This is a genomic window from Bradyrhizobium elkanii USDA 76 (assembly GCF_023278185.1).
GTDB classification, from domain to species: domain Bacteria; phylum Pseudomonadota; class Alphaproteobacteria; order Rhizobiales; family Xanthobacteraceae; genus Bradyrhizobium; species Bradyrhizobium elkanii.
The window spans coordinates 1,614,410-1,640,014 of record NZ_CP066356.1; the positions used below are offsets into that span (position 1 = coordinate 1,614,410).

The 25,605-nt window shown below is 64.4% G+C and carries 31 protein-coding genes and 1 pseudogene; 11 read left to right on the top strand and 21 right to left on the bottom strand.

Going from position 1 to position 25,605, the window contains the following annotated elements; genetic code table 11:
• Positions 1 to 9: 9 nt before the first annotated feature.
• A complete protein-coding gene (locus JEY66_RS45055; protein WP_256438792.1) occupies positions 10 to 144 on the bottom strand; it encodes a hypothetical protein in 135 nt (44 codons plus the stop codon).
• A gap of 34 nt (positions 145 to 178) precedes the next feature.
• Between JEY66_RS45055 and JEY66_RS07700 the strand changes: the two genes are divergently transcribed.
• On the top strand, positions 179 to 859 hold the full coding sequence (locus tag JEY66_RS07700; RefSeq protein WP_026193359.1) for a ParA family protein: 681 nt from the start codon (positions 179 to 181) through the stop codon (positions 857 to 859).
• 172 nt (positions 860 to 1,031) lie between these two features.
• Here the strand turns inward: JEY66_RS07700 and JEY66_RS07705 are convergent, their stop codons facing one another.
• A complete protein-coding gene (locus tag JEY66_RS07705) occupies positions 1,032 to 1,178 on the bottom strand; it encodes a hypothetical protein (RefSeq protein ID WP_016841361.1) in 147 nt (48 codons plus the stop codon).
• 149 nt (positions 1,179 to 1,327) lie between these two features.
• Positions 1,328 to 1,624: a DUF4282 domain-containing protein gene (locus tag JEY66_RS07710; protein ID WP_026193358.1), complete on the bottom strand. Its 297-nt coding sequence runs from the start codon at positions 1,622 to 1,624 to the stop codon at positions 1,328 to 1,330.
• Positions 1,625 to 1,946: 322 nt separating this feature from the next.
• Between JEY66_RS07710 and JEY66_RS07715 the strand changes: the two genes are divergently transcribed.
• The 3 genes from JEY66_RS07715 (at position 1,947) to JEY66_RS07725 (ending at position 3,212) form a co-directional block, all read left to right on the top strand.
• Positions 1,947 to 2,405: a MaoC family dehydratase gene (locus tag JEY66_RS07715; protein WP_016841366.1), complete on the top strand. Its 459-nt coding sequence runs from the start codon at positions 1,947 to 1,949 to the stop codon at positions 2,403 to 2,405.
• Positions 2,406 to 2,413: 8 nt separating this feature from the next.
• On the top strand, positions 2,414 to 2,896 hold the full coding sequence (locus tag JEY66_RS07720) for a MaoC family dehydratase (RefSeq protein WP_016841368.1): 483 nt from the start codon (positions 2,414 to 2,416) through the stop codon (positions 2,894 to 2,896).
• A 172-nt stretch (positions 2,897 to 3,068) separates the two neighbouring features.
• Positions 3,069 to 3,212, top strand: coding sequence for a hypothetical protein (locus JEY66_RS07725; RefSeq protein WP_016841369.1), 144 nt, complete (start codon positions 3,069 to 3,071; stop codon positions 3,210 to 3,212).
• Between the two features lie 264 nt (positions 3,213 to 3,476).
• Here JEY66_RS07725 and JEY66_RS07730 read toward each other — a convergent pair whose 3' ends face one another.
• The 5 genes from JEY66_RS07730 to JEY66_RS07750 all read right to left on the bottom strand — a co-directional run bounded on the left by JEY66_RS07730 (position 3,477) and on the right by JEY66_RS07750 (position 6,772).
• The gene (locus JEY66_RS07730; RefSeq protein WP_016841371.1) at positions 3,477 to 3,899 is read right to left on the bottom strand and encodes a hypothetical protein; all 423 of its coding nucleotides are present in this window, start codon (positions 3,897 to 3,899) and stop codon (positions 3,477 to 3,479) included.
• A gap of 155 nt (positions 3,900 to 4,054) precedes the next feature.
• Positions 4,055 to 4,996, bottom strand: a complete 942-nt coding sequence (locus JEY66_RS07735; RefSeq protein WP_050994101.1) for a hypothetical protein — start codon at positions 4,994 to 4,996, stop codon at positions 4,055 to 4,057.
• Between the two features lie 228 nt (positions 4,997 to 5,224).
• On the bottom strand, positions 5,225 to 5,659 hold the full coding sequence (locus tag JEY66_RS07740) for a nuclear transport factor 2 family protein (protein WP_026193357.1): 435 nt from the start codon (positions 5,657 to 5,659) through the stop codon (positions 5,225 to 5,227).
• 321 nt (positions 5,660 to 5,980) lie between these two features.
• On the bottom strand, positions 5,981 to 6,241 hold the full coding sequence (locus JEY66_RS07745) for a hypothetical protein (protein ID WP_016841374.1): 261 nt from the start codon (positions 6,239 to 6,241) through the stop codon (positions 5,981 to 5,983).
• Between the two features lie 60 nt (positions 6,242 to 6,301).
• Complete coding sequence (locus JEY66_RS07750) at positions 6,302 to 6,772, bottom strand: nuclear transport factor 2 family protein (RefSeq protein ID WP_016841375.1); 471 nt, start codon at positions 6,770 to 6,772, stop codon at positions 6,302 to 6,304.
• A gap of 306 nt (positions 6,773 to 7,078) precedes the next feature.
• On the opposite strand from JEY66_RS07750, the gene JEY66_RS07755 reads away from it, so the two are divergent.
• The 3 genes from JEY66_RS07755 (at position 7,079) to JEY66_RS07765 (ending at position 9,128) form a co-directional block, all read left to right on the top strand.
• Complete coding sequence (locus JEY66_RS07755; RefSeq protein ID WP_018273593.1) at positions 7,079 to 8,200, top strand: alpha/beta fold hydrolase; 1,122 nt, start codon at positions 7,079 to 7,081, stop codon at positions 8,198 to 8,200.
• Positions 8,201 to 8,611: 411 nt separating this feature from the next.
• Positions 8,612 to 8,851: a hypothetical protein gene (locus JEY66_RS07760; protein ID WP_016841378.1), complete on the top strand. Its 240-nt coding sequence runs from the start codon at positions 8,612 to 8,614 to the stop codon at positions 8,849 to 8,851.
• Between the two features lie 85 nt (positions 8,852 to 8,936).
• Complete coding sequence (locus JEY66_RS07765; RefSeq protein ID WP_172646835.1) at positions 8,937 to 9,128, top strand: hypothetical protein; 192 nt, start codon at positions 8,937 to 8,939, stop codon at positions 9,126 to 9,128.
• Positions 9,129 to 9,275: 147 nt separating this feature from the next.
• On the opposite strand, the gene JEY66_RS07770 is transcribed toward JEY66_RS07765, so the two are convergent.
• On the bottom strand, positions 9,276 to 10,601 hold the full coding sequence (locus JEY66_RS07770; protein ID WP_026193356.1) for a TAXI family TRAP transporter solute-binding subunit: 1,326 nt from the start codon (positions 10,599 to 10,601) through the stop codon (positions 9,276 to 9,278).
• 344 nt (positions 10,602 to 10,945) lie between these two features.
• Here JEY66_RS07770 and JEY66_RS07775 point away from each other — a divergent pair, with 344 nt between their 5' ends.
• On the top strand, positions 10,946 to 11,446 hold the full coding sequence (locus JEY66_RS07775) for a GNAT family N-acetyltransferase (RefSeq protein ID WP_016841381.1): 501 nt from the start codon (positions 10,946 to 10,948) through the stop codon (positions 11,444 to 11,446).
• Positions 11,447 to 11,473: 27 nt separating this feature from the next.
• On the opposite strand, the gene JEY66_RS07780 is transcribed toward JEY66_RS07775, so the two are convergent.
• The 6 genes from JEY66_RS07780 to JEY66_RS07805 form a co-directional block, all read right to left on the bottom strand.
• Positions 11,474 to 11,890, bottom strand: a complete 417-nt coding sequence (locus tag JEY66_RS07780; RefSeq protein WP_016841382.1) for a pyridoxamine 5'-phosphate oxidase family protein — start codon at positions 11,888 to 11,890, stop codon at positions 11,474 to 11,476.
• A gap of 3 nt (positions 11,891 to 11,893) precedes the next feature.
• Positions 11,894 to 14,806 (bottom strand): excinuclease ABC subunit UvrB, encoded by a 2,913-nt coding sequence (uvrB, locus tag JEY66_RS07785; RefSeq protein ID WP_018273591.1) that lies wholly within the window; start codon positions 14,804 to 14,806, stop codon positions 11,894 to 11,896.
• Between the two features lie 111 nt (positions 14,807 to 14,917).
• A complete protein-coding gene (locus JEY66_RS07790; protein WP_018273590.1) occupies positions 14,918 to 15,124 on the bottom strand; it encodes a hypothetical protein in 207 nt (68 codons plus the stop codon).
• The gene (locus JEY66_RS07795) at positions 15,121 to 15,357 is read right to left on the bottom strand and encodes a hypothetical protein (RefSeq protein WP_035631522.1); all 237 of its coding nucleotides are present in this window, start codon (positions 15,355 to 15,357) and stop codon (positions 15,121 to 15,123) included. Before JEY66_RS07795 ends, JEY66_RS07790 begins: the two co-directional genes overlap by 4 nt.
• 162 nt (positions 15,358 to 15,519) lie before the next feature.
• Positions 15,520 to 16,740, bottom strand: coding sequence for an NAD(P)-binding domain-containing protein (locus tag JEY66_RS07800; RefSeq protein WP_018273589.1), 1,221 nt, complete (start codon positions 16,738 to 16,740; stop codon positions 15,520 to 15,522).
• On the bottom strand, positions 16,733 to 17,635 hold the full coding sequence (locus JEY66_RS07805; protein ID WP_018273588.1) for a LysR substrate-binding domain-containing protein: 903 nt from the start codon (positions 17,633 to 17,635) through the stop codon (positions 16,733 to 16,735). Before JEY66_RS07805 ends, JEY66_RS07800 begins: the two co-directional genes overlap by 8 nt.
• A gap of 145 nt (positions 17,636 to 17,780) precedes the next feature.
• Between JEY66_RS07805 and JEY66_RS07810 the strand changes: the two genes are divergently transcribed.
• Positions 17,781 to 18,014 carry a hypothetical protein gene (locus JEY66_RS07810; protein ID WP_016840533.1) on the top strand — a complete coding sequence of 78 codons (234 nt, stop codon included), beginning with the start codon at positions 17,781 to 17,783 and terminating at the stop codon, positions 18,012 to 18,014.
• An 81-nt stretch (positions 18,015 to 18,095) separates the two neighbouring features.
• Here JEY66_RS07810 and JEY66_RS07815 read toward each other — a convergent pair whose 3' ends face one another.
• Genes JEY66_RS07815 through JEY66_RS07825 form a run of 3 tightly spaced genes read right to left on the bottom strand, consistent with a single transcriptional unit; the run spans position 18,096 to position 20,080 of the window.
• The gene (locus JEY66_RS07815) at positions 18,096 to 18,743 is read right to left on the bottom strand and encodes an SCO family protein (protein WP_018273587.1); all 648 of its coding nucleotides are present in this window, start codon (positions 18,741 to 18,743) and stop codon (positions 18,096 to 18,098) included.
• Positions 18,740 to 19,855, bottom strand: coding sequence for an MBL fold metallo-hydrolase (locus JEY66_RS07820; protein ID WP_018273586.1), 1,116 nt, complete (start codon positions 19,853 to 19,855; stop codon positions 18,740 to 18,742). The genes JEY66_RS07815 and JEY66_RS07820 overlap by 4 nt, the downstream gene beginning before the upstream one ends.
• A gap of 48 nt (positions 19,856 to 19,903) precedes the next feature.
• Positions 19,904 to 20,080 carry a hypothetical protein gene (locus JEY66_RS07825; protein ID WP_016846710.1) on the bottom strand — a complete coding sequence of 59 codons (177 nt, stop codon included), beginning with the start codon at positions 20,078 to 20,080 and terminating at the stop codon, positions 19,904 to 19,906.
• Between JEY66_RS07825 and JEY66_RS07830 the strand changes: the two genes are divergently transcribed.
• Positions 20,079 to 20,786 carry a glutathione binding-like protein gene (locus JEY66_RS07830; RefSeq protein ID WP_016846709.1) on the top strand — a complete coding sequence of 236 codons (708 nt, stop codon included), beginning with the start codon at positions 20,079 to 20,081 and terminating at the stop codon, positions 20,784 to 20,786. The genes JEY66_RS07825 and JEY66_RS07830 overlap by 2 nt on opposite strands.
• A gap of 108 nt (positions 20,787 to 20,894) precedes the next feature.
• Here the strand turns inward: JEY66_RS07830 and JEY66_RS07835 are convergent, their stop codons facing one another.
• A complete protein-coding gene (locus tag JEY66_RS07835) occupies positions 20,895 to 21,686 on the bottom strand; it encodes a crotonase/enoyl-CoA hydratase family protein (protein ID WP_016846708.1) in 792 nt (263 codons plus the stop codon).
• Between the two features lie 93 nt (positions 21,687 to 21,779).
• Between JEY66_RS07835 and JEY66_RS07840 the strand changes: the two genes are divergently transcribed.
• Complete coding sequence (locus JEY66_RS07840; RefSeq protein WP_016846707.1) at positions 21,780 to 22,376, top strand: TetR/AcrR family transcriptional regulator; 597 nt, start codon at positions 21,780 to 21,782, stop codon at positions 22,374 to 22,376.
• Between the two features lie 134 nt (positions 22,377 to 22,510).
• Here the strand turns inward: JEY66_RS07840 and JEY66_RS07845 are convergent, their stop codons facing one another.
• Together JEY66_RS07845 and JEY66_RS07850 are read right to left on the bottom strand one after the other, a co-directional pair.
• The gene (locus JEY66_RS07845; protein ID WP_038378763.1) at positions 22,511 to 24,151 is read right to left on the bottom strand and encodes an arylsulfatase; all 1,641 of its coding nucleotides are present in this window, start codon (positions 24,149 to 24,151) and stop codon (positions 22,511 to 22,513) included.
• Between the two features lie 19 nt (positions 24,152 to 24,170).
• Positions 24,171 to 25,147 (bottom strand): annotated as a pseudogene (locus tag JEY66_RS07850) (formylglycine-generating enzyme family protein).
• Between the last annotated feature and the right edge of the window lie 458 nt (positions 25,148 to 25,605).

Genomic DNA, 25,605 nt, shown 5'->3' on the forward strand with positions numbered 1-25,605 from the left:
TGAGTCAAATCAAACGCTTAGCGCTTCCATTTGCGGTTGCGTCATAAGTTCGGTGTGACTCAAAAAGCAAAGCGCACCGGTAATCTTGGCCACTTTGCGGATTGCAAGAAATTTTTTCTTTCGCGAATCAGCGCGCTGATTCATTTTCGCCTCCTGGGGTCAATCTGGAGGCCAACGTATGAACGTGATTGTTTTCGCTTCGCGTAAGGGGGGCTCGGGAAAAAGTACCCTGGCTGCTCACCTCGCTGCGCAAGTGCACAAGGCAACGAAGCCCTGTCTGCTGATCGACGCCGATCCGCAGGGCTCGCTGACTCTTTGGCACAAGCTGCGCGGCACCAACGAGCCGGCGATCAAGACGGCGGTGAACTCGGTCAGCGGGATCATTGCCCAGGCCAAGCGTGAGGGCATCGAGTGGGTGTTCATCGACACGCCGCCGAACCTCTCGGCCGTGGTCGACGACTCCATCAAGAACGCCACGATGGTGATCATTCCGGCGCGGCCCGGCGTGTTCGACGTCAACGCTGTGCAGGAAACCATCCAGACCTGCCGCTCGATGCGCAAGCCCTATGCCGTGGTGATCAACGGCGCGCCCGCGCAGCGTGACGGCGCCGAAAGCCGCATCGTCGCGATCGCGCGCGAGGCGCTGGCGAAATTCCGCGCGCCGGTGTGGAGCGGCCAGATCACCAACCGCGCCGATCTTCTGATGGCGCTCGGCCAGGGTGAAGGCGCCCGCGAATATTATGCGGAAGGCCGCGCCGCCGCCGAGATCAATCGGCTGTGGGCCGCGATCGAGCGCTCGATCAAGGCGATCCGCGGCACGGCGTCGGCGTCCGGTACGATGCACAAGCAAGCGGCGTAACAACGCCGCTTACGTTCGAAATGGAAAGAACGCGCGGCACTCGCGCGTTTTTTGTCGATTGATGGAACGTCATTCCGGGGCGATGCGCAGCATCGAACCCGGAATCTCGATATTCCCCGATGCGCAATCGCGCACCTGCGGTTCTCGCTTCGCGAGCCCCGGAATGACAACCTCACGCCACCATCAGCAGATAGAATGCGATCACCGGCACCAGGGTCAGGATCACCGACCAGATGCCGACAGCCCATAAAATATCCTCGGTCGTAAAGCCCGGCTCGGCACCCGGCCTCACGGCAACAAAGCCATTCCTCGAATTCACGACGCCCCCGCGTTGGTCTTGGCAATGCAGAGGCTGATACGCGAGCGGATTTAAGATCCCGGTCGGAATTTCGCGGGCATTTGCGCGCGGGTGCTACTTCGGATTAACCACGGCATGGGCGGGCCGCGTTCGGCTGGGTGCCGTTCGCCTCAGCGCATTGCTCCGTCCCGGTCGCGGATCGCGCCGAGATGCTCGTTGATCCGGAATACGATCAGGATGAACTCGGCGGCGATGCGCGAGAACACGATGCCGACGAAGACGCTGGCGATCGACGCGAGCAGCTGGATGAAGCCGACGAACGGGCTGATCGCCATCGCGGTGAGGCTCCACAGGATGCCGGAGATCCCGAACAGCACGATGACCGCGATCACCAGCCAGTAGAACGTCTTGATGATCGTGGGCGTGATGAAACGGTCCCACTGAAACAGATCCTGGAAATCGAACATCATGGTTCTCCCGGCCAGCCGAAATATGATTCGCGTCGCGTTCATCCTACTGCGTCACCGCCGGCGCGATCACTTCGTCGTGGAAGCCTGCGCCGCAGGCGTCCATTGGGACGAGGCTATTCGCCGGGCCAATGGTTTGGGACGACGCCAAAGCGCCTCCGCGACCAGAGGGATCGATACCGCAGAAGCCCAATCGGTCTCGCCAAAGGCGAGCCCCCGGACCGGGCGCCGGCGGTCCAGGGGCGAGCTATGTGAGTGGGCCGGTTGTGATTGCCGCAAATAACGGCCACAATCGGGCTTCCCTCCGGCATATCCTCACCCAATGACCACGCTGACCTTCGAAGACTTCAAGCCCGGCCGCTTCGGCACGTTCGGCCCGCGCCATGTTTCACGCGAGGAAATCCTCGCCTTTGCCGCCGAATTCGACCCGCAGCCGATGCATCTCGACGAGGAGGCGGCGAAGAAATCCATGCTCCGCGGCCTGTCGGGCTCGGGCTGGCATCTCGGCTCGCTGATGATGCGGATGCTGTTCGACGGCTTCATCGGCCGCACCGCCTCGCTGGGCGCGCCCGGGGTCAACGAGATGCGCTGGGTGGCGCCGCTGCGTCCGGGCGACGATTTGACGCTGGATGTCGATGTCGTCGAAGCGCGCGTCTCGAAGAGCCGTCCCGAGACCGGCATCGTCACCTTCAAGGGCACGATCCGCAACGCGCGCGGCGAGATGTTGTGCGAGATGGAGGCGCCGATCATGATCAGCCGCCGCGACGCTGCGAGCGCATAGGAGAGGTCATGCGCTTTTTTGAAGATATCGAGATCGGCGCACGGCGCGAGTTCGGCTCCTTCACCTTCACGCCTGAGGACATCAAGCGCTTTGCCGCGCAGTTCGATCCGCAGCGCTTCCATCTCGACGAGGAGGAGGGGCGCAAGTCGCTGTTCGGCGGGCTCGCCGCATCGGGCTGGCATGTCGCCAGCGTCTGCATGAAGCTGCTCGTCGCCGACGGCAAGCGGCTCGCCGCGGAAGCCGCCGCGCGCGGCGAACAGGTCGCGGTCTGGGGGCCCTCGCCGGGCTTCCGCGAGCTGCGCTGGATCCGCCCGGTGCTGGCAGGCGATACCATCAGCTTCACCAACCAGGTCGAGACCAAGCGCACGTCCGAGAAGCGGCCCGAATGGGGCATCCTCCAGGCCCGCAACATCGGCGTCAATCAGCGCAATGAGGTGGTGTTCTCGTTCCTCGCCACCGCCTTCGTGCCGCGGCGGAATCCCGGTTCCTGATGTTGCCCGCACGCCTCTGATGTTGCCCGGACGCCATGGTTAGCAGGTGACTTCTGCCGCCGACGCAGTTGTGCGTTGCGTGGAACTCATTTTTTGCTAACGCATTCTGAACCTTTGTCCCTGCCTTATGGTTTGAGGGCACGGACATCTGGCAAGAATGACTGGGGATACCATGGCAGATCGCAGCGCGCTGAAACTCGTCGGCATCATCTTCGCGACGGTAACGGTTGTGGTGATGCTGGCCACCGGAATGGTCGTGAAGGGCTTTGCCGACGGCAATTATTCCTTCGAGACTACCGCGAGCATCGATCGCTGACTGACCGTCTGTAACTGCCGGCGCTCGAGGGAGCGCCTGGTGCACGCCATTGCGCCTTCCAATGTGACTCGTCGGCTGGCTGCGTCACACTTCTCCTGATCAACCCCGCTTAACGATTCCAGATCAGCACCATCACGACGGTCGCGGCTACCAGGATGCCGATGAACCGGATCATGATCGTGCGCTGAATCGCGGCCGCAAAGCGAAGCCGCCGCCCCCTGTTCAGGAGGCGGCGGCTGCCAATCCTAAAAAGGCGGATCCGGATCAGCTGTTGCGCAGGCCGTCGGCAGCGCGCTTCCACTGCGAGACGTTGTCGGCGATCATGCGCGTCGACTTCATCGCGGCCTGGCTGAGCTGGGCATAGCCGGAGATCTCGCGCTGGACGCGCTGGCCCTCGGCATGCAGCAGGTCACGCAGGCTCTCGAGCTCGCCGATCAGCTTCTCGATCTCGGCGAGCGAGGTGCCGGCGACGCGCTGGATCAGCGAGTTGACGTTGCTGACGGTGGCATCGGTGTTGGTGTCGGTCGGCGCGGTCTCCGGGCTCGCCACCGGCCGGCGCAGATAGGCGATATCGTTGCGCACGAAGTCGCGGATGCCGGCTTCGACTTCCGAGACGGCGGCGAGGTTGGTGTCGACCTCGGACGTCGTTTCGACTTCGGCTTCCTCGGTACGGTTGGTGGCGTTCATCGGCTTTCCCCTTGTTCGCAATGGCGAAGCGCGGCTTGTCCCCCGCACGACGAATTGATGAAGTTACGGACCTATCAGTGCCGCCGAATTTGACCGCATCTGGGCCAAGTTGCGGCAATGCCTGATCATTTAGCGCGATAGAGCTAACAGACCGTTCACCATGAGCGCTTGTAGCCGGCGCTGATGCTCTTGTTGGTCGCGCCTTGGGAGGTCTCGCCGACCGAGCCGGAGACGGTGACCCCGTCGAACAACTTCTGCTCGGCGCCGATCCGGCGCAGCCATCTGTCGTCGGAGGTCGATAGCGTCTGGCCTGCCGTGATGCTGGTGCCGGTGTCGTTAACGGACAGGCTCGCCGACTGATCGGTGTCGTAGCTGCGCGAGGGGTGGCTGATGATGCCCGGCACCGGGACCACGCCCTGCTGGATGAGGTTGTAGCCGTTCTGCAGCGTCAGCGAATATTGCTGCGACAGCGGCACCGACTTGCTCAGGGAGGTGCCGACCTTGCTCTGGTCGGCGGAGGGATCGACCCGCGCCTCGACCGAGGTCTTGTCCCAGATCGAGGCCACGCCGCCGGTCGAGATCGCGGCCCAGGCCGTGCCGCCGGACTGCGGCAGGCTGCCGCCATTGGCGAGCCGCTCCGACAATTGCTCCGACGTCGTCATCGTGCCTTGCCTCGCGACCGTCATGTCGGCGCCGATGCGGGTGTCGAGGAAAGGCGAGATCGACTGCTTAACCGACACCGCCGACGAGCCGTTGGCGTTGTTGTTGGTTGACCAGGATGGATCGTTGCCGGCGACGCTGGCGGGCCTCGCCGCACGCTTCGGCGCCAGTGTGGGCAGGCTGGTGGAATCGGTGTCGAGCTGGCTCCAGTCGAGCTTGCTCTCGTCGATGTCCTTCAGGATGTCGGCGTCATTGGCATTGGCAGCCGGCGGCTCCTGGTCGGCAGTAGCCTCGGCGTTATCGGCTGCGGTATCCTGGGCGGCGGGAGCGATCTGCCATGGCGGGGTTTGCGCGGCGGCCGACAGCGCCATCGCCAGGCCGAAGCCGGCCGCCAGCACCGGCAGCCTTACCCAGCCAAATCGTAATGTGAAAGTCATTCCCAGCCCGCAAATTCCAGAGCCGCAGCATGCGTTTGCCGTGGCGCAAAATTGTGGCATCGGCGCTCTGAAAGCAAGTGATCAACGCGTGATCGTCATGTCCGGGACAAACGCGCTGCGCGTTCGCGCGGCGCGTCCCGGGGCGCGGCCGTTCGGGGCTGGCAAAACAGGCCGCCGCTGCCGGGGCAGGGGCCCCGCACATGACGAAGGCGTGAAACCGAAAAGTCGTCAGACCGCGATGCGCGGCAGATGGATCGGGTAGCCGACGGTCTGCTCGACCAGGTCGAAACTGTCGACCAGCACGCGGAAGCTCGTCAGCTTGCCGGCCCTGAACTGCGCGAAATGCGCGATCCGGAGCGAGATCGGCTTGTTGGAGTCGAGAGCCGTCAGCGAATAGCGCAGCATCGAGGCTGCGGAATCCACGCCGAGCATGATCTGCTCCCGGTCGAAGCGGTGAACCCTGAGGTTCTCGCCGATCTGCCTGATCACCTCGAGCACCGCGGCCTTGCCGCGGCGCGCGCCGAAGAAGGAAAACAGGTCGATCGGCCCGTAGATGGACCATTCGACCTCGTCGTCGAGCAAGGGCTCGATATCTGCAAGCTGGCGTTCGTTGATCGCGCGATGCAATGCGCGCGAAAAACGCCAGAGACTATGCTCTGTCATTTTGGTCTTGTCCTGAAACTGGATTTTCAAACGCAAACGAATGGCAGGGGATCAGCGCCGACGCCTTGCCAGGTTGCTGCACATCGCTATTGCGGGCTGAAATAGTGCGGAACGGCAAAAACGCAAATGACTTTTTTTGCAATGCACAATTGCGCGGAATTTTACCGGAATGTGACCGCCGCCCTCTGGAACCCCGTTCCGATAGGATCGGAACGGGGTTCAAGATTCTGGTTCTGACGCGTTTTCTTGACACGAACCGGCATCCACCCGGCATCACGTGCGGGGCAGGCTTCGCTCGAAAACCCTGCGGGTCAGCGCATTTCAGCGGTCGCGCCGCCGCACCGGTTGCCGCTCGATCACGATCTCGGCGTCGCGGATCGCCACCACCGCGAACAGCAGCGCGCCGCCGATGCCGCCGATCGCGGCGCCGAGCGGCATGAAGGTGAAAAACACCAGCGTTCCGCTGTCGATACCCGAGGTTCTGGCCAATCCGATCCAGCTAAGCCCGGCTCCGATGCCGAAGGCGGCGCCGCCAAGGGCGCCCAGCGCCAGGCCAAGCACAGCGAGCAATGCGACTTTCATGATGATTTCAGCCCCGACCGCAACAAGCCCAGTCATAGGTCAGCGCCGGGCCGTCGAGGTTCAACGCCGGCGTTGCGAATTTGCGTGAGCGACGTCGTCATGACCGGTCAGCGCCGCTGCGACGTCGCGCTCCAGCACCTGCTGGACGAGGTCGAAGGTGTCGATGATCTCGCGGATCTCGGTGATCTTGCCGTCGCGCAGCGTGTAGAACACCGCGACGTCGAACTGCACCACGCGGGCGTTGTTGCGCTTGCGGAAGAACACGCGCAGCTGCGCGGCGACCCGGTCGCCCTGGGTTACCACGATCGGCGCCTCGTAGCGCATGTCGGAATAGCGCTCGTGGATCGTGGTCCACATCTGGCGCAGCGCCGCCTTGCCGCGGTGCTGGCCCATATGCGGAAGAATGTCGATCGGGGCGTTGGCGAGAAACGCGACGTCGTCGCTGCACCGATCGAGCGCGCCCTCGATGCCGCCGGCATAGTAGACGTCGAGGAAGTTCAAGACGCGCTGCCGGTTCAAATCCTCGCCCATGCTCGACTCCGCCGGTCCGACTCGCTCTGGCCCGGCATTGTGAACCGGAGCATTCCACAATCAAACAACATGTTTGACGCGCGAGACGCGATTAGGTTCGGCAACCAGCGCGTGCATTTTGGCACAAAATGCAGGCGGCGCGCCGGTTCGCACATTGCGTCGACGGCGGCCGTCGTGCAGGCCGCGGTTTATTCCGCGCCCACGCCACCTAAAACTTCGCGCCCGCGGCCTTGCCGCAGCACGGCCGGCCCGTATGCTTCGCGGCGGAAGGCGGCCGGACAGAGCCGCCCCGATGGGGAGAGACCAATGAGGCGCATCACCCACTTCTTCGCCGCGATCCTGTCGCTGCTGGCATGCCCGGCGATGCCGCCCGCCTTCGCACACACGCCGCAGCAGCCTGCCCACCAGCTCTACAACGAAGGCGACCTCAAGCTCGAGAGCGGCGAGGCGATCAAGGATTTCTCGATCTCCTACGTCACCCACGGCACGCTGAACGCGAAGAAGTCGAATGCCATCCTGATGGTGACCGCGATCTCGGGCAATCATCACCGGCTCGATTTCATGATCGGCCCCGGCAAGGCACTCGACCCCGACAAGTACTTCATCGTCTGCACCGACGCGATCGGCAATGGGCTGACCACGTCGCCGAGCAATTCGAAGGTGCAGCCGCGGATGCAGTTCCCGAAATTCGCGATCCGCGACATGGTGGAATCCCAGTACCGGCTGATGAAGGAGAAGCTCGGCATCGACCATGTCGTCGCCGTGGTCGGCCCCTCGATGGGCGGCATGCAGGCGCTGCAATGGGGCGTCAGCCATCCGGACTTCATGGACGCGCTGGTTGCGATGGTGCCGCTCGCGAAGACGCCGGCCTGGTCGGTCGCGGTGATGGAGGCCTCGCGCAAGGCGATCATGAACGATCCGGCGTGGAAGGACGGGAATTACGAGGCGCCGCCGGAGAAAGGCCTCAAGCTGTTCCGCGATATCGTCGCGCTGCTCGCGGCGCGCACGCCCGACATGTATGCAGCGCAGTTCAAGTCCGGCCCCGACGTGCTGCCCTGGATGGCCGAGCAGGAGACCGCGCTGTGGAAACTGTTCGACGCCAACGACTGGATCTACCAGAGCTGGGCCTATGACCGGCATGATGTCGGCACCACGGCCGGGTTCGGCGGCGACACCGCGAAGGCGCTGGGCTCGATCAAGGCGAAGACGCTGATCCTCACCGGCACCAAGGACCTGCTCAATCCCGAATTCGAGCCGAACCAGATGGGCCAGAACATCGCAGGCGTGACCATCAAGACTATCAGCCCGGGCACCGTGACCGGCCACGCCTCGGCCGGCGGCTTCTTCCCGGCGGATGTCGAGTTTCTCAACCGCGAAACCGGCGTGTTCCTCGACGGCGTGACCGACGGCGGCAAGAAACTGAACTGATCGGCTGAACCGGCCGCGCCTCGCAGACGTGCGGCGGCAGCTGTCCGCGAGTTAATGAAACCTCCGCCCGCGCGCCCGGTTGGTTCGGCGTGGGCGACGCATCCGCGATCAGGAGTTCCTTATGAGAAACACCATGCCGCTTGCCGTCGCCGCCCTGGTTGTCCCCAAATAGATCATGCGAGCGCGCACCGCGCGACGGTGAGCCGGCGCCGACGCCGGCCAAGAGGCCTTGAGCTCCTCCGGGGCCGGCCGGTGAAATCGCGCCGGCTCGCTGTCGCGGTGCGTTCGATGACAGCTAATCCAACGACGCCGCCTTGCCGGCGGGGGGGTCGATGGTGAACCGCTTCTTCTTCCCGGAACCGGCGGTGCCGCTTCGCCGTTGATGCGGCAGCATTGCATTGGAGCCGCATCATGAAATCGATTGTTCTCGCGTCCGTTATTGCCGTCAGCGCGCTCGTCGCGGCGTCGCCGGCCGACGCCAAGGGCTGCATCAAGGGCGCGATCGTCGGCGGCGTCGCCGGTCATTATGCCGGCCATCACGGCATGCTCGGCGCCGCCGCCGGTTGCCTCTACGGCCGCCATCACGCCAAGGAGCAGGCGCGGCAGCGCCAGCAGCAACAGGCACAGCCGTCGCAGCAGGAGAAGCTGTGAAGCCACATCTCCTGGAACGTGAAGTCTCGTTCCGGGAACGCCGTCCACACCGGCTGCGTTGTCTCCGTGCGTAACGGAGACGATGATGACGAAACCTAAGACAAAGACCATCCAGCCCGTTCCGGACGACAACAAGAGCCACAAGGGCCCCGGCAGCACCCCCAGCGTTCCCATCGACACCACCAAGGGCCATCGCGACGACGAGAAGCACAACATCCGCGAGCAGGCCGCGCACGGCAATCTGACCCAGAACACCAGCAACAAGCGGTCGGGGTAGGGTGATGTCGTCCTGGCGAAAGCCAGGACCCATAACCACCCAATTCGGTAATGTGCGGGATGCCGGCCCCAATGTCGCGCAGCAATTGAGATTTGGGATAATGGGTCCTGGCTTTCGCCAGGACGACGATGAAAATCCGATTCTCTCCTAGGCCACCGACACGATCGGGGGTTTTGCCAACAGCGCCGCTCTGCGGTCATGAACCAGATTTTCCAGGCGGTGGGCCACGACGTTCAGCGTCGCGGGGTCGACCGCATTTTCATCGCCCGCCTCGGCCTTGAGGCGTTCGCCCTTCAGGATATTGTCTATCTCATCCTCGATGGCCGAAAGTTCGCTCTCGAAGCTGACCGTGCGGATCCGGCGCGCAAGGCCGTAAAGGGTGTCGAGGGGCCCCTCGCGGAATTGGGGCTGGCCGATGCCCAAGAACTTCCATGCGGCAGCAAGGACGGAAGCAATGCCTCCAAGGATCATCGGGCCCAGATAGATGTAGTTGCTGTACTCATCGAGGAAACTCTGTGTCGTGCCGTTGTACACGGCCAGAGCTCCAGGATGAACGGGAAGGTAGGCGTCCGCGTCGGTGCTGGGAGACGTGATCTGGGCGAACAGAGGATTCTCCCGCAGCAGTTCCCTCCGCACCTTCAGGATGCTCTGGGTCAGATTCGTCGCAACGTCGGTGCTGAGGCTCTTTTGCGCGACAAGATAGAGCGACGTCCGCAGTGTCGTCACATCGTCATCGGGGACAGGAGGCGATCCGCGCAGGGTGCCCTTGGGCACGTCGAAGCTCTCATAGGCGCGATTGCCGTCAGCAATGGCCGCGGCCGCGTCGATCGGGATCAGCACCGGGGTGGCTTTGGTACCTTGCGGGAAAAAGCCCTTCACCAGCGCAATGTATTTCCCGGTCAGGGGGATGACGACAAGCAAGGCGTTGACCTGCTTTGACTGAACGGCTTTCCGGGCATCGGGCAAGCTGAGGTTCCTGAAAACCGTCTTGTTGCGGGCAAGGTCGTAGGCATTATTCAACACATCGACGATTTTGGCGTTTGCATCGCCTCCGAGCACGCCCACGGTCTGACCCTTGAGCTTGCTGATGCTGTCGATGGATGAACCGGGGGGAGCGATCAGAAGTACGGTCATGTGCGACAGCACGACAATGGCCTGCGCCTTGGACACGTCGCCGACGTCGCCGCGAACGGCAGCGAGATCGACAGCTCCCGCAGCGAACTGCTTGCCCGATTCCACGGCTGTTCCGGTGTCGATGACCTTCAACCGCACCGAAGCGCCGTCTGAGACAAGCTGATTGGCGATCGCCGACATCGCGCTGGCTGCTTCTCCGTCGATCGAGCCGACCGCCACCGTTAGCGTGACCGGACGACTGTACCAACGATATCCATAGAGCCCGGCTGCCGTGCAGAGCAGGACCACGCCAGCCAGCGAAATAACACGGAGCCAGAGCGGCATTCTGACCGAAATCATGACGACTTCCCCGATCCCGGAACAACTGCGATTTTAAAATCTATCGGGCAGGGGGTGTCGATGATTGATACAGGTCAAGGGAGCTTTGGCCAAACGGCGCCCCGGGGACGCGACGAGTGAGCCGTCGTGACCCCCATCACGTCTCGGGTGGAAGCGCACAGCTGGATTGGCGGCATCGGATCATCCGATTGCCTGAACCAAAAGACCGCTGCCATGACGCTATTGCCGGCCAACGGTCGCGCTGCAGCTCGTAACGATGATGATCGGGATGTCGCTGCTGGCGGTCGCGGTGGTCAGTGTGGGCTGAGCTTGCGCTTCGCCGCCGATCGGCCTTATCTGCGCGCATGCAGATCAGGGACGAACGCGATGAAGACGCCGTCGCGATCAGCCGCATCACGGCGGCGGCATTCGCGGAGGCGCCGCACAGCAGCGGTACCGAAGCCCGCATCGTCGAGGCGCTGCGCGCAGCCGGCGCGTTGACAATCTCGCTGGTGGCCGTATCCGATGATGGCCACATCATCGGTCATGTCGCCTTCTCGCCGGTGCAGATCAATGGCGCATCAGGACGCTGGCACGGCCTCGGCCCGGTCTCGGTCGCACCGGATATGCAACGCCAGGGTATCGGCGGTGCGCTGATCCGCGCGGGATTGGCCCGCCTCGCGGCCCTGAACGCCGACGGCTGCGTCCTGCTCGGCGATCCCGCCTACTACCGCCGCTTCGGCTTCGTCAGTGATCCCGCGCTGACCTATGGTGGTGAGGCGAGCCTGTATTTTCAGCGGCTGGTGTTGAAGGGCAAGGCGCCCGAGGGGGATGTGAGCTACCATTCGGCGTTCGATGTCGTGTGATCGAGGAGAGGCTGAAGATGAAGCTGTCTATGGCAGCGTCATCTCCTCGATCCGCGCCGGCACCGCGCGAAAATCGCTGAACCGCGCCCAGTTCGGCCGTATCCGCACATAGCCGATGTTCGGCCATGTCTCGCGCTCCGGCCCGTCGGGCCACGCCGCGAAATACACCTGCTTGCAGGCGGTGAGCTCCGCGCCGCTCGGGAAGTCCGCGGCGCCCTCGACCTGTGCGGTCTGCTCGGCGTCCCAACCGATCACCAGCGCCGCGCGCGGATCGCCGCGGAGGTTCTGGTATTTGCGCGAGGTGGTCAGCGTGTCGAAGATGATCTCAAGATTGTCGCTGACCGCGATGCCGACGACCGCCGCCTGGGGCGCGCCGTCGTGAACCGTGCTGACCACAGCGAGCCGATGCATCCGCAGGAAGGCGAGAAGCTCGGCGCGCGTCATGATCTACCTCTTCTTCCACCCGCCCCGTTTCCCTGGCGCGCCGCCGCTGCTCCTCGGCGACGGCCCGAACTCCGGCCCCGACTGCCGTGAGTCGGTCGGCTGGATGATGCGGCTCGTGGTGCCGAACGGCTTTGCGGGCAGTGCACCGCTTGGGCGGAAGGGCAGCGATTCCGGGCCGTGCATTTCGTCGAGGTCGGGCTTGTGCACGCGCGAGCCGGACTTGCCGCCGCGGCTTGCCTTGAGCGAGGTCTGCGCCGACTTGTTCTTCAATGCGCTGACCGGCAGGTTGGCGGCATCGCCGTATTTTCGGGTGCCGGCATAGGCGCCGGCCTGTTTCTGCACGTTGCGCTGCTTGGCGGTGGGATCGTCGACCACGGCCATCTCGGTGGCGCGCAGCCGTTTGACCTCGTCGCGCAGGCGGGCCGCTTCCTCGAAGTTCAGGTCGGCCGCGGCCTCGCGCATCCGCGTTTCGAGGTCGCTCAGCACGGCCTCGAAATTATGCCCGATCGAGATCACGTCGTCCGCCATGCCGCCGTCGCCGATCTCGACCAGCACATGGTCGCGCTCATAGACGGAGTTGAGGATGTCGCCGATCGACTTCTTCACGCTCTCCGGCGTGATGCCGTTGGCCTCGTTGTACTCGACCTGCTTCTCGCGGCGGCGCGTGGTCTCGGCCATCGCGCGCTCCATCGAGCCGGTCATGCTGTCGGCATAGAGGATCACCTTGCCGTCGACGTTGCGCGCGGCGCGGCCGATGGTCTGGATCAGCGAGGTCTCGCTACGCAGAAAGCCTTCCTTGTCGGCGTCGAGGATCGCGACCAGCGCGCATTCGGGAATGTCGAGGCCCTCGCGCAACAGGTTGATGCCGACCAGCGCGTCGAACGCGCCGAGCCTGAGGTCCCGGATGATCTCGATGCGCTCGATCGTGTCGATATCCGAGTGCATGTAGCGGACGCGGATGCCCTGCTCGTGCAGATATTCGGTGAGGTCCTCCGCCATGCGCTTGGTGAGCACCGTGATCAGCGAGCGATAGCCGGCCGCCGCGGTGGCGCGCACCTCGCCGACGAGATCGTCGACCTGGGTGCGGGCAGGGCGGATGTCCACGGGAGGATCGATCAGGCCGGTCGGACGGATCACCTGCTCGACGAACACGCCGCCGCTTTCGTTCAGCTCCCAGCCGCTCGGCGTCGCCGACACCGCCACCGTCTGCGGCCGCATCATGTCCCACTCCTCGAAGCGGAGCGGGCGGTTGTCCATGCAGGAGGGCAGGCGGAAGCCGTATTCGGCGAGCGTCGCCTTGCGGCGGAAGTCGCCGCGGAACATGGCGCCGATCTGCGGCACGGTGACGTGGCTCTCGTCGGCGAAGATCAGCGCGTTGTCCGGCACATATTCGAACAGCGTCGGCGGCGGCTCGCCGGGGCGGCGGCCGGTGAGGTAACGCGAATAGTTCTCGATGCCGGCGCAGCTTCCGGTCGCCTCCATCATCTCGAGATCGAAGGTGGTGCGCTGCTCGAGGCGCTGCGCCTCCAGCAGGCGTCCCTGGTCGTTGAGCTGGTCGAGCCGCTGCTTCAGCTCCGATTTGATCGACTTGATCGCCTGCACCAGCGTCGGGCGCGGCGTCACATAGTGCGAATTGGCGTACATCTTGATGAATTCGAGCTCGTCCTGCTTGTGGCCGGTGAGCGGATCGAACTCCTCGATGGTCTCGATGGTGTCGCCGAACAGGTTCACGCGCCAGGCGCGGTCCTCATAGTGCGCCGGGAAGATGTCGATGACGTCGCCGCGGACGCGGAAGGTGCCGCGGGTGAACTCGGCCTGGGTGCGCTTGTATTGCAGCGCGACCAGGTCGGCGATCAATTGCCGCTGGTCGATGCGCTCGCCCTTCTTCAGCGCGAAGGTCATCGCGGTGTAGGTCTCGACCGAGCCGATACCGTAGATGCAGGACACCGAGGCGACGATGATGACGTCGTCGCGCTCGAGCAGCGCGCGCGTCGCCGAGTGGCGCATGCGGTCGATCTGCTCGTTGATCGAGGAATCCTTCTCGATATAGGTGTCGGTGCGCGGGACGTAGGCTTCCGGCTGGTAGTAGTCGTAATAGCTGACGAAATACTCGACGGCGTTGTCGGGGAAGAAGTTCTTGAACTCGCCATAGAGCTGGGCAGCCAGCGTCTTGTTCGGCGCCAGGATCAGCGCCGGGCGCTGCGTCGCCTCGATCACCTTGGCCATGGTGTAGGTCTTGCCCGAGCCGGTGACGCCGAGCAGCACCTGGGTGCGGTCGTTGCGGTCGATGCCCTCGACCAGTTCGGCGATCGCGGTCGGCTGGTCGCCCTTCGGCTGGTAGTCGGACTTGATCTCGAAGCGCACGCCGCCTTCGGATTTCTCCGGGCGCGGCGGGCGGTGCGGGGTCCACACCCGCATCGAGCCGTCGTCCTTGCGGAATTCCGGACGGCCGTCGCGGATCAGGTTCTCCAGCGCGTCGGCGGTCGCCTTGACTCCGAGCGCCTCCATCTTGCTGCGCGGCGGCCGCGCCAGGGCCTCCTCGTCGTCCTCGGCGGTCGGCAGGCCGAGCTGCCGTGCCAGTTCCGGATCGAGCGTCGGGATGGTGGCCGAGGTGCCGTAATTGGCCTGCGGGGCCTCGCCGAGGCCCGAAGTATCGCGCCTGGCGACGCCCTCGCTGGTCTCGCGCGTCGACGCCCGCGCGCGATGCGCGGCGGCCTCGCCGCCGGCGCGGCGGTCCCAGGAATTGTCCGGCGGCGGCTGCAGGCCGGTGCCCGAGCCCATGCCGGCATCGCCGCGGTTGATCGCCGGATTGAGCAACTCGGCAAGCGCGGGCCCGATCGGGAGGACCTCGGGCCGATGTGCTTTGGATTTGGGGGTTTTGCCGGGCTTTTTCGGAGTGTTCGGTGTCTTCGCCATGCCCCGAATATGGGACGAGTCCGGCAGCGAGAAAAGGGCAAACGGCGGCCGGATAGCTGTACGGGCGAGGCTGCTGACAGCAGGGTGTCAGCAGGCGGCGCCGTCGCGGAGTTAGGCGCGGGGCAGGTCGACGATGTCGAGATGGATCCCGCCGCAGCCGTCGCAGCGCATGGTCCAGTATTCGGCGGCGCGGCCGGGAATCACGCGCAGCAGCGAGAGCCGAGCGGCGCATTCCGGGCAACTGGTGCGGGCCTGGGCCGGCCAGACCGGATCCGGCTCGCATTGCGGGACGGCGGCAACCACGACGTTGCCGGTCACGCCGACGCTTCGGCCGCCGGCATTGTCATGCCATAGCGTTGCGGGAACCGGTCGATAGCCCGCTTCGCGTCGGCGATCGCCGCATCCGGATCGGACCACGCAAAGCCGATGTCGAGCATCGGAAACAGCATGCCATCGATGACGACCGGCCTTTGATCGACCCGTTGAACCCTGGCGTGCCATTGCCCCTTCCCCACTTCGAACGACTTGATCTCAAAACCGCTGTAAATCATGTGCGACCTCGAAATGCCCTTTTTCATAGGAAGCACGGGCGCGCTGCGCTAAATGTGAAGCAGTTCACAACTCGCCGGGTTTATTTCCGCGCAGCAAAGGAACCCGGAGGCTGACGCGTTTTCTGCGCGCGCGAACCGGCCTCCACTTCGCACGACAACGCTCTAGCCGCGGCCGGCGATGTGGTCGGCGAGCACGGCGGCGTCGTCGCCGACGCCTGACAGGAACGAGGATTTCATCTTCGACAGCCACTGCAGGCCGAGGAAATAGAGGCCCGGCACGTCGGAGACGCCATGGCGGTGTCGCGGCGCCCCGTCGGCATCCAGCACCGGTATGTCGATCCAGTTCAGATCGAGGCCGTAGCCGGTGGCCCAGATCACGCTCCTGATCCGCGCGGCACGCAGGTCGATCGCATCGAGCGGCGCGGTGAGGCACGGCGGATCGGGCAAACGGAGGCGCGCCAGGGGATCTTCGGGATGATCGAGGCGGCGCGCCGCGACGAAGTCGTCGACGATCCCGAGGAAGGTCGCGTAATAGGCGTCGCCATTGGCGATGTTGGCGGCGAGGTCGGGCGCGATCTCGAGCACGCCGTCGCGCGCCGCCGTCACGCGGCCAAGCAAGGTCACGCCGCCGGCGGCGAAACGGCGGAAATCGACGGTGTGGCCGCCATGGGCGCCGGAAATCACCGGCAGCAGCCGCGACGGGCCGCGCTGCTCGACCGGCGTCCGGTCGATGCCCATCTCGGCCAGCCACCAGATCAGGTCGCGGCCGCGATAGCGGCGCGGCAGGCGGTTGTGACGCCCGACCGAGAGGAAGACATCGCGGCCGGCGCGCATCAGCTCTTCGGCGATCTGCGCACCCGAGGCGCCGGCACCGACCACCAGCATCGCGCCGTCAGGCAATTGCGCGGGATTCCTGTAGCCGGCGGCATCCACCTGAAACAGGCCGGGTTGATCGCGCAGCAGGTCGGGCCGCAGCGGCCGTTGATAGGGGCCGGTGGCGATGACGACGTTGCGGGCGGCGATGCTGCCGCCGGCAAATTCGGCGAGGAAGCCGCCGGCATCGCGGCGCAGCCTGGTGACCGCGACGCCGCAGCGGATCGGCGGCGCGACGAACGCGGCGTAGTCCTCGATGAAGGCGATGATGGCAGCGGTGCCCGAGAAGCCGTCGGGATCGCTGTGCGGAAACGCAAATTCCGGCAGCCGCACCGACCAGTTCGGAAACTGGAACATGAGGCCGTCCCAGCGTTCGCTGCGCCAGCGCTCGGCGATGCGGCCTCGCTCCAGCACCAGATGGGCGATGCCGCGCTGCTTCAGCCGGTGGCTCATGGTGAGCCCGGCCTGGCCGCCGCCGATCACCAGCGTATCGATGGTCTCGTCAGGCACTGCGCGTTCCCTTGCGGCGGGCGGCGGGCTCCGCCGCGGCGCGGATGATCCAGCGCCGGAACGCGGCGAAATCGCGCTGCTCGGCGTGGAAGCCGCGATAGACCAGATACCAGCGCATGCCCTTGGGCACGCTGAGCGCAAACGGCGCCACCAGCCGGCCGGCGGCGAGATCGTCGTCGATATAGGGCCGGATGCCCATCGCGATGCCGAGCCCGTCGCTGGCTGCCTGCAGCGCCTGGCCGTAGAATTGGAATTCCGGCCCGCGCGCGGTCAGGCGCGGCACGCCCGCGGCCTTCAGCCAGGACGGCCAGTCGTCGGGCGAATGCGCGACGCGGATCAGGCTCGGGCCCTTGAGGTCGGCGGGGCGCTTCAAGGTGTTGGCGAGCCGCGCCGTGCACACCGGCATCAGATCGGCGGCGAACAGCGGCTCGGCGACGAGGCCCGGCCACTGGCCGTCGCCGAGCTGGATGCCGCAGCTCCAGTCGTCGGCGAACGGCACGGCCATGCCGCCGGTCGTGATCCGTACCTCGATGTCGGGCTCCGCTTTGCGGAACTCGGCGAGGTGCGGGATCATCCATTTCAGCGCAAAGGTCGGTCCGACTCCGACGGTCAGCACCCGCGCGCTGGCGGACGCCGTGACCTGCGCGGTGAGGCTCGCCAGCGCGTCGAAGATCGGCGTCAGCCCGCCCTGATAGGCGCGCCCGGCCGGCGTGGTGACGAGGCGGTTGGCCTTGCGCTCGAACAGCGCGACGCCGAGCCGCTCCTCCAAAAGGTGCACCATTCGGCTGATCGCGGCGGCCGAGACGTTGAGCTCGCTGCCCGCCGCCGCGAAGCTGCCGGTCCGCGCCGCGGCTTCGAACGCCTTGATGCCGTTGAGAAAGAGCAGCCGTCGCATGAACCCTCAGGAAAACTGATGCAAGGGCAAGATAACTCGGTTTGCGGCGAGAGGCCAAGCGGCGCAGAAATACCGGCAGAGACATTGCATGAGTCCCTCCCGATCGCAGCACCTGGTGCGATCGCGCAACGACGGGAGACGTTCAATGAGCGAGACCACCGATGCCCTGGTGCTCGATCTTGTCGAGTGGGTCGCCCGCGAGCCGCGGCACTATGCCGAGGTGCTCGAGGTCTGGCGCACCTCGTGCCCGCGGCTGACGATCTGGGAGGACGCCGTCGACCGCGGCTATGTCGCGCGCCGACCCTCGGTCGAGGGCATGCGGGTGATGGTGACGGAGAGCGGCGCGAGCTTTTTGCGCGCGCATGGGCGGCTGCAGTGAACCTGAGCGCGGCGATCACCGACCTCTCCCCATTGGGGAGAGGTGGACCGATCGAGCGGCTAGAATTGCCAATCTCCACCGTCAGTGTTCGAGCCTTGGCCGGATGATCTCGACCATCCGGTCGGCTGACGTCCCCGGCGGAAAGAAGCCGAGATAATTGCCTTCGCGGTCCATCAAATAGATGTAGGCGGTGTGATCGACGGTGTAGTCGGCGCCGTCCTTCAGCGGCACCCGCGCGAAATAGACCTTGTAGGCATCGGCGACCTTGCGGATCGCATCAAGATTGCCGGTCAGCCCGATCAGGCGCGGGTGAAACATCGGCACGTAGTCTGCGAGATGCGCAGAGGTGTCGCGCTCGGGATCGACGGTGATGAAGATCGGTTGCACCTGGTCGTCGTCGCGGCCGAGCTTGTCGAGCACAAGCCCGATCGCCTGCAGATCGGTCGGGCAGACGTCGGGGCAGGTGGTGAAGCCGAAATAAACCAGCATCAGCCTGCCGCGGAACTCTTTGTCGGTTCGCTGATGGCCGGCCTGATCGGTCAGCGCGAACGGGCCGCCGACCGGCTCCCTGTTCCACATCAGGATGTCCATGATCTCGGCGGCCGAGCGCGCCGATTGCGGCGGCGCATCGGCGGCCAGCACCGGCGCCAGCGTCAGCCACAGGCCGGTGCCGGCGCTCGCCAGGCCCGCGCCAGCGAAGGCAATGCCGCGCAGGATCGGCGCGATCATATGCCGAAGGAGAGGCGGCTGCCCGTCGTCGTGACCAGCACCTTGTCGCCCATCTGGGCGGTAGCCTCCTGCACGAAGTTGAGCCCGGAGCAATGCATCGGGATCAGCACGTCGGGGTCGAGCTTCCTGATCTCGGCGACGACCTCGGTGAGGTAGTCCTTCGGCGCCGGCCCGAGATGGAAGCCGCCGACGATGGCGTGCACCTTCTGGATGCCGGAGACCTCCTGCGCCTGCTTCACCGAATTGACGATGCCGACATGGCCGCAGGACGAGATCACGACGAGGCCGAAGTCCCGCACGTTGAAGCAGGTGGCGTGCTCATGGATGTGTTCGTCGGGCACGATCTTGCCGTCCATCTCGGCCGGCAGATAGTGGCTGGCGTTGCAGCCGAGCCCGTCCTTGATGCCGAACTCGACCCAGGTCTGCGGCAGCACGCGCTCGATGCTGCGGCGGGTGATCTTGCCGGTGGTGAAGGCATGGCCCGCGATCACGGTCGGGGTCTCGCACAGCACCGTGGTGACGCGCTGCGCCGCGAGCTGGCGGCGGTCGAGCGTGCCGAAATCGCTGAACTGGCCCTTGGTCGGCGTCGCGCTGACGCGGTGGCAGAAATTGTCCTCGCCGCCGGCATAGAGCTTCACGTCGGCCGGCAGCTTGTCGCGGAATTTGTCGAGGAAGCCGTTGAGGCCGCCGAAATGGTCGTAGTGGCCGTGGCTCACGATCAGCGCGTCGAGCTTCGCCGGGTCGACGCCGACCAGCGCCATGTTGTTGAGCAGGACTTCCGGCGTGTAGCCGTAGTCGAGCATCAGCGTGCGCTGCGCGCCCTTGGCCTCCGACTCCAGCCACAGCGACAGGCCCCATTCATTGTGCAGCGACTTCTGGTAGTCGGCGGAGCGCGGCGGCGACGCGATGGTGACGCCGCCCGCCTGCTTCGGCTTGAAGAACAAATCGAAGCTGGAATCGACCAGCACGCGGATCGAGAGCTTGTCGACGGTCGGCACCTCGATCGGTGCGGCGCTGGCGATCTCGACGCAGGAGAAGGCGCCCGCGGCCGCGGCGCCGGCAATCGCTGCCGAGCCCTTGAGGAAATCACGCCTTGCCAAATCATGTGTCATTGCAATCTCCTGTGTTCTGAAAAATCTTCAATACCAAACGCCCCGAGCCTAGGAGCAATTACGGCGCGGCTCAATCGGTCGTTTGCGCCGTTTGCAGATCACATTCGCGCGCGGTGCATTGCGCACGGCATTGACTTGGGTGCGGTTATGCGCCCAACTCCATGCATTCGCATCTTTCTCGCCGATGCACATCGGCAGTCCCTGGCAATGCAGGATCACGCCCATGATCGATCTCCACTACTGGTCCACGCCGAACGGTCACAAGATAACGATGTTCCTTGAGGAGACCGGATTGGAGTACAAGATTTTTCCGGTGAACATCGGCAAAGGCGATCAGTTCAAGCCGGACTTTTTGCAGATCGCGCCGAACAACCGCATCCCCGCAATTCTCGATCACGCGCCGAAGGGCGGCGGCAAGCCGCTCTCGCTGTTCGAGTCCGGCGCGATCCTGCTCTATCTCGCCGAGAAGACCGGACAATTCCTGCCAGCCGATATCCATGGCCGCTATGACGCGATCCAGTGGACATTCTGGCAGATGGGCGGGCTCGGGCCGATGGCCGGACAGAACCATCACTTCCGCAACTACGCCGTCGAGAAGCTGCCTTACGCGATCGACCGTTACGTCAATGAGACCAACCGGCTCTACGGCGTGCTCAACAAGCGGCTGGCCGACCGCGAATTCATCGCCGGTGACTACTCGATCGCCGACATGGCGAGCTATCCCTGGGTCGTGCCCTACAAGAACCAGGGCCAGGAGATCGACGATTTCCCGCATCTGAAGCGCTGGCTGGAGACGATCGGCAAGCGTCCGGCGACCGAGCGCGCCTATGCCAGGGCGAAGGAGGTCAATCCGAATTTCGGCCAGCCTGCGATCCGCACCGAGGAAGAGCGCAAGCTCTTGTTTGGGCAGACCGCGGCAGTGGTGCGGTAGGGCACGACTGTCCGACATCTCGCCGACGTCATGGCCGGGCTTGACCCGGCCATGACGTCTTGGGGCGCGGGAAGTCGTGAACGGGCATGACGAACTGATCGATTGACGCTACGCCCCGACATATTTCGCCGGCCGCCGTTCCTTCCACGCCGCAAGCCCCTCGGCGAGATCGCGGCTCGGCACCAGCGCGGCGAACTGCTCGCTCTCGACCAAAAGGCCCTCGGCGATGGGCATGTTGAGCCCGCGCGTCACCGCGGTGATTGTGCCGGCGACGGATCCGGGCGAATGCCTGGTGATGCGGCCGGCGAGTTCGCGCGCGGCGGTCAGCAATTGATCGTGCGGCACGATCTGGTTGATCAGCCCGATCTCGCGCGCATGCTCGGGCGGGAACGGATCGCCCGCCAATAACAGTTCGAGCCCGCGCTTGCGTCCCGCCAGCCGCGGCAGCCGCTGCGTGCCGCCGAAGGTCGGGGGCATGCCGAGCTTGATCTCGGGCTTTGCAAATTGCGCGCGGTCGCTGGCGATTGCGAGGTGCACGGCTTCGGTGATCTCGCAGCCGCCGCCGAAGGCGAGCCCGTTGACCGCGGCGATGATCGGTTTCTTGAACGCCTCGAGCCGTGCGGTCATGGCCTGTCCCCGGCGGACGAAATCGCGCACAGCGACGGCTGCGCCCTGCTTGACGCTCTCGGAAAACTCCTTGATGTCGGCGCCGGCCGAGAAGGCGCGCGCGCCGGCGCCGGTCAGGATCACCGCGCGCACGTCAGCGTCGCCCTCGATGCGGTCGAGTGCCGCCATCAACTGATCGATCAGCGCGTAGTTCAGCGCGTTGAGCTGCTCCGGACGGTTCAATGTGATCAGGGCGATCCCGTCGGTAATCTCGAGCAGGATGGGTTCGGGCATGTTGCGCTCTCCGGCATGGCTGTTTGGTGTCAGCGCCGAATGTAGGGCCAGCTGCAATTTGTGTATATTCACTGGTTAGTATACATACGCAGAATGCCCAGACCCTCCGAGCCCACCCGCGAGCGCATCGTCCAGGCGGCGAGCGCGCTGTTCTACAATGAAGGCATCAGGCGCGTCAGCGTCGACGAGGTCGCCGCCAAGGCCGGCCTGACCAAGCGCACGCTGTATTATCACTTCAAGAGCAAGGACGATCTCGTCGCCGCCTATCTCGCCGCGCGCGATCAGCCCAATCTCGCGCTGTTCCGAAAGTGGTTCGCGGAGGCCGAGGGCGGCCTGGCGGCTAAGGTCGAGGCGATCTTCAAGAACCTTGCGCGCTCGGCGCGGCATCCGAAATGGAAAGGCTGCGGCTTCCTGCGCACCTCCGCCGAGCTCGCCAACATGCCCGGGCATCCCGCGATCCGGATCGGCGCCGCGCACAAGAAGAAGTTCGAGGACTGGCTGCGCACGGCCTTCGCGGACGAGGGGATCGCCGATCCGCGCAGGCTGGCGCGGCAGATCCTGCTGTTGCTGGACGGATCATTCGCCGTGGTGCTGCTGCACCGCGACGCGAGCTATATGGAAACCGCCGGCGAGGCTGCGCTCACGTTGATCGAGACGGCGCTGGCGAAGCCGGCGCGCAAACGGGGTTAGAGCTCATGGAGGCCCGTCCGCTATTGGCCCACTCCGCTTCCGGAAGCGGATTTCGGTAAACCGATCTGCAATATCGAAAGGCCGGAGAGGACTGCGTTGGGCGGCATGGACGCCGCCCAACACGATCATGAGTCTCACTTTGCCATTGCCGTCCTGGCGGCCTCGATTTTCGCCTTCACGGAATCGAGGTTGAAGCTCGCGCCCTTCTGCATCGGCGGAAACTCGATTGCGGTCATGGCCAGCTTCTCGACCTCCTGCTGAACGAACACGAAGCGCCAGAATTCATATTTGAACCAGTCGAAGTATTGTTGCGCGCCGTATTTGGTCCCGCTATCGGGCCAGCCCGTCCGCTCGAACGGATCCAGGCGAAGGTTGGTCAGGTAGGGCACGTCAACCTTGGTTTTTGCACCCAGCCAGCCATCGGGCTGGTCGATGAAACGATACTTGTAGTCGTCTATGCGCACGGCCCCGAGCTCGCTCTCACCGAAGTACCAGATTTCGTGTCGGTTCGATGGCCCCTTGCCGGTGATCATGTCCATCTGATTATAGCCATCCAGATGGCACTTGTAGGTGCGATCGCCGATCTGCTTGCCCTTCTTCAGTTCCTCGGCAATGTTCGGATTGCCGGCAGCCGCCAGCAAAGTCGGGAACCAGTCCAGCCCGGAGATGATGCCGTTCTCGACCTTGCCCGCCGGCACCTTGCCCGGCCAGCGGATCATCGCCGGCGCGCGGAAGCCGCCTTCCAAGACCGTACCTTTGCTCTGCGCGAAAGGCGTCTGTCCGCCATCCGGCCAAGTGAAGACCTCGGTGCCGTTATCAGTGGTGAAGATGACAATGGTGTTGTCGTCCACGCCCATGTCCTTGAGTTTTTGCATGACGAGGCCGACATCGTCGTCAAGCTGTGCCATGCCGGCTTCATGAATCGACCAGCCGTTCTTGGAATTGCGCATTGCCTGATACTTCGGCGACAAGTGCGTGACGATGTGCATGCGAGTTGGATTGAGCCACAGGAAGAACGGCTTGTTGTCGGCTTTGGCCTTTTCAATGAACGACAAGGCGAAGTCTCGGATTTCATCGTCCACCGTTTCCATCCGCTTGGGATAGAGCGTTCCGGCGTCTTCAATCCTCTGCTTGCCGACCTTGCCCCAGCGGGGATCCACGGTGGCATCGTCCACATTGGTCGCCCACGAATGGATCATGTTGCGCGGGCCGACCTTGTTCAACAGCTCCTGCGGATAAGCAGGGTGAGCCGGATCTTCCATCGCGTCGAGGTGATACAAATAGCCGAAGAACTCGTCGAAGCCGTGCACTGTCGGCAGAAACTCGTTCTTGTCGCCAAGGTGGTTCTTGCCGAATTGGCCGGTGGCATAGCCCATGCCTTTGAGCGCGGTGGCAATGGTCACGGCCTCCGCCGGCAAGCCTGTGGGGGCGCCGGCCTGACCGACCGTTGTCATGCCGGTGCGGATCGGCAGCTCGCCGGTGATGAAGTTGGCGCGGCCTGCGGTGCAACTCGCTTCGGCGTAATAATCGGTAAACAGCATGCCTTCTGCGGCGATCTTGTCGAGGTTCGGCGTCCGGCCGGCCATCATGCCGCGATGGTAAGCACCGATATTCCAAATGCCGATATCGTCCCCCATGATGACGACGATGTTGGGCCGCTGACCGCTCGGTGCCTGCTGCGCCTGGGCCAGTGCCTTTTCGACCGATGCGGCAGCGCCTAACGCGGATGCTGCCGCCAGGCTCGTCGTCGCGAGCAAAACATTTCGACGGCTCATATCGCGTGAGACGTTATCCTTATCGTCGCTCATCGCTTGCTCCCTTCCTTATGATGCATCGAAAGCCAACATGGTTCGTGGACGTATCCACCGCTTCCGCATGGCGCGCAGCCGGGCGATAGCGACGGCAGTAGTTCGGCGCGCAGAGATGCGAGCCGCCTTTGAGAACCTTGCGGGCAATCTTGATCTTGGGCAGAGACGGATCGTGGCTGCTCTCGCCCGCCGCGTGGATCCCGAGGAACGCAGCACGCCTTGGCCGCGTCGGGCGCATGCCTGGTGGACCACCAATCGGTGGTCCACTCCCAGACGTTGCCGATCATGTCGTGAAGACCGTAGCCATTCGGCGGGAACGCCATCACCGGCGAGGTGCGCGTGACCATCGCCGCTAAGATTCTGGTACGGAAAAACACCTTGCCAGGTATTCGCCATTGGCCTGCCGCCGGGCATGAACTCGTCGCCCCAGGCGAACTCGGCGCCGTCGAGGCCGCCGCGCGCGGCAAACTCCCATTCGGCTTCGGTCGGCAAGTCCTTACCAGCCCATGTCGCGTAGGCCTCGGCATCGCGATAGGCAATGTGGACCGCGGGATGATCGTCGAGGCCGCTGATCGAACTGCGGGGGCCGTATGGCCGGCGCCAGTTGGCGCCAAACTTGAAATTCCACCATTGCGACCAGTCGCGCAGATCGACCGGACGCTTCGGTGGTGTGAAAATCAGCGAGCCGGCCTTGAGCATGTGCGGCAGCGCGCCCGGATAATCCTTGGCTTCTGGCCGCGTCTCCGCTGACGTCACGTAGCCTGTTGCGTTGACGAACTTGCGAAATTCGCGATTGGTGATCGGCGTCCGGTCCATCCAGAAGCCGCTCACCGAGACGCGATGGACCGGCGCCTCTTGCCTGTCGGAGCCCATGCGGAACGTGCCGCCCGGAATCCAGACCATACTCCCCTCACTGGGCCCATCCGACAAAGGTTCGCCTGCCGCAACGCCAACGCCGTGCATGGGCTACTCGCTGTACGAGCTTCAAGGTCACGAGCGCCCCGCCCCCAAGAATCTCTCGGCAGCTTCCAGGCGCCGATTCAGCCGGGGAGGAGCGCGGCTTAACATCTTCGTCGGTCTACATGACAATCGAACATCTGAAGCGGTGGCACGTTCGCAGCGGCACAACCTTCTTCTATTGATCTAGATCAAACCAGCCAGGCGCCTCTTGCTTGTCGAGAGTCCATGGGACTATGCAAAAAGTGCCAGGGTTGTGGCTCCATGGACACAACCGTTCAATAAACCTCCGGCTGTACGCAAGTGTGCCGATTTCGCATGGACGAACGGCGACGTCAGCTTATTGTTTCCGGGTTCTACCCCGCCAGAGCGATGGCGGGCTCGCGAGAGTCGAGGACCGGCGATGCGGTGCTTTGGACCGGGTTTGGGACGCAGGTTTTTTTCGCAGTGGCAGCATCATTCCC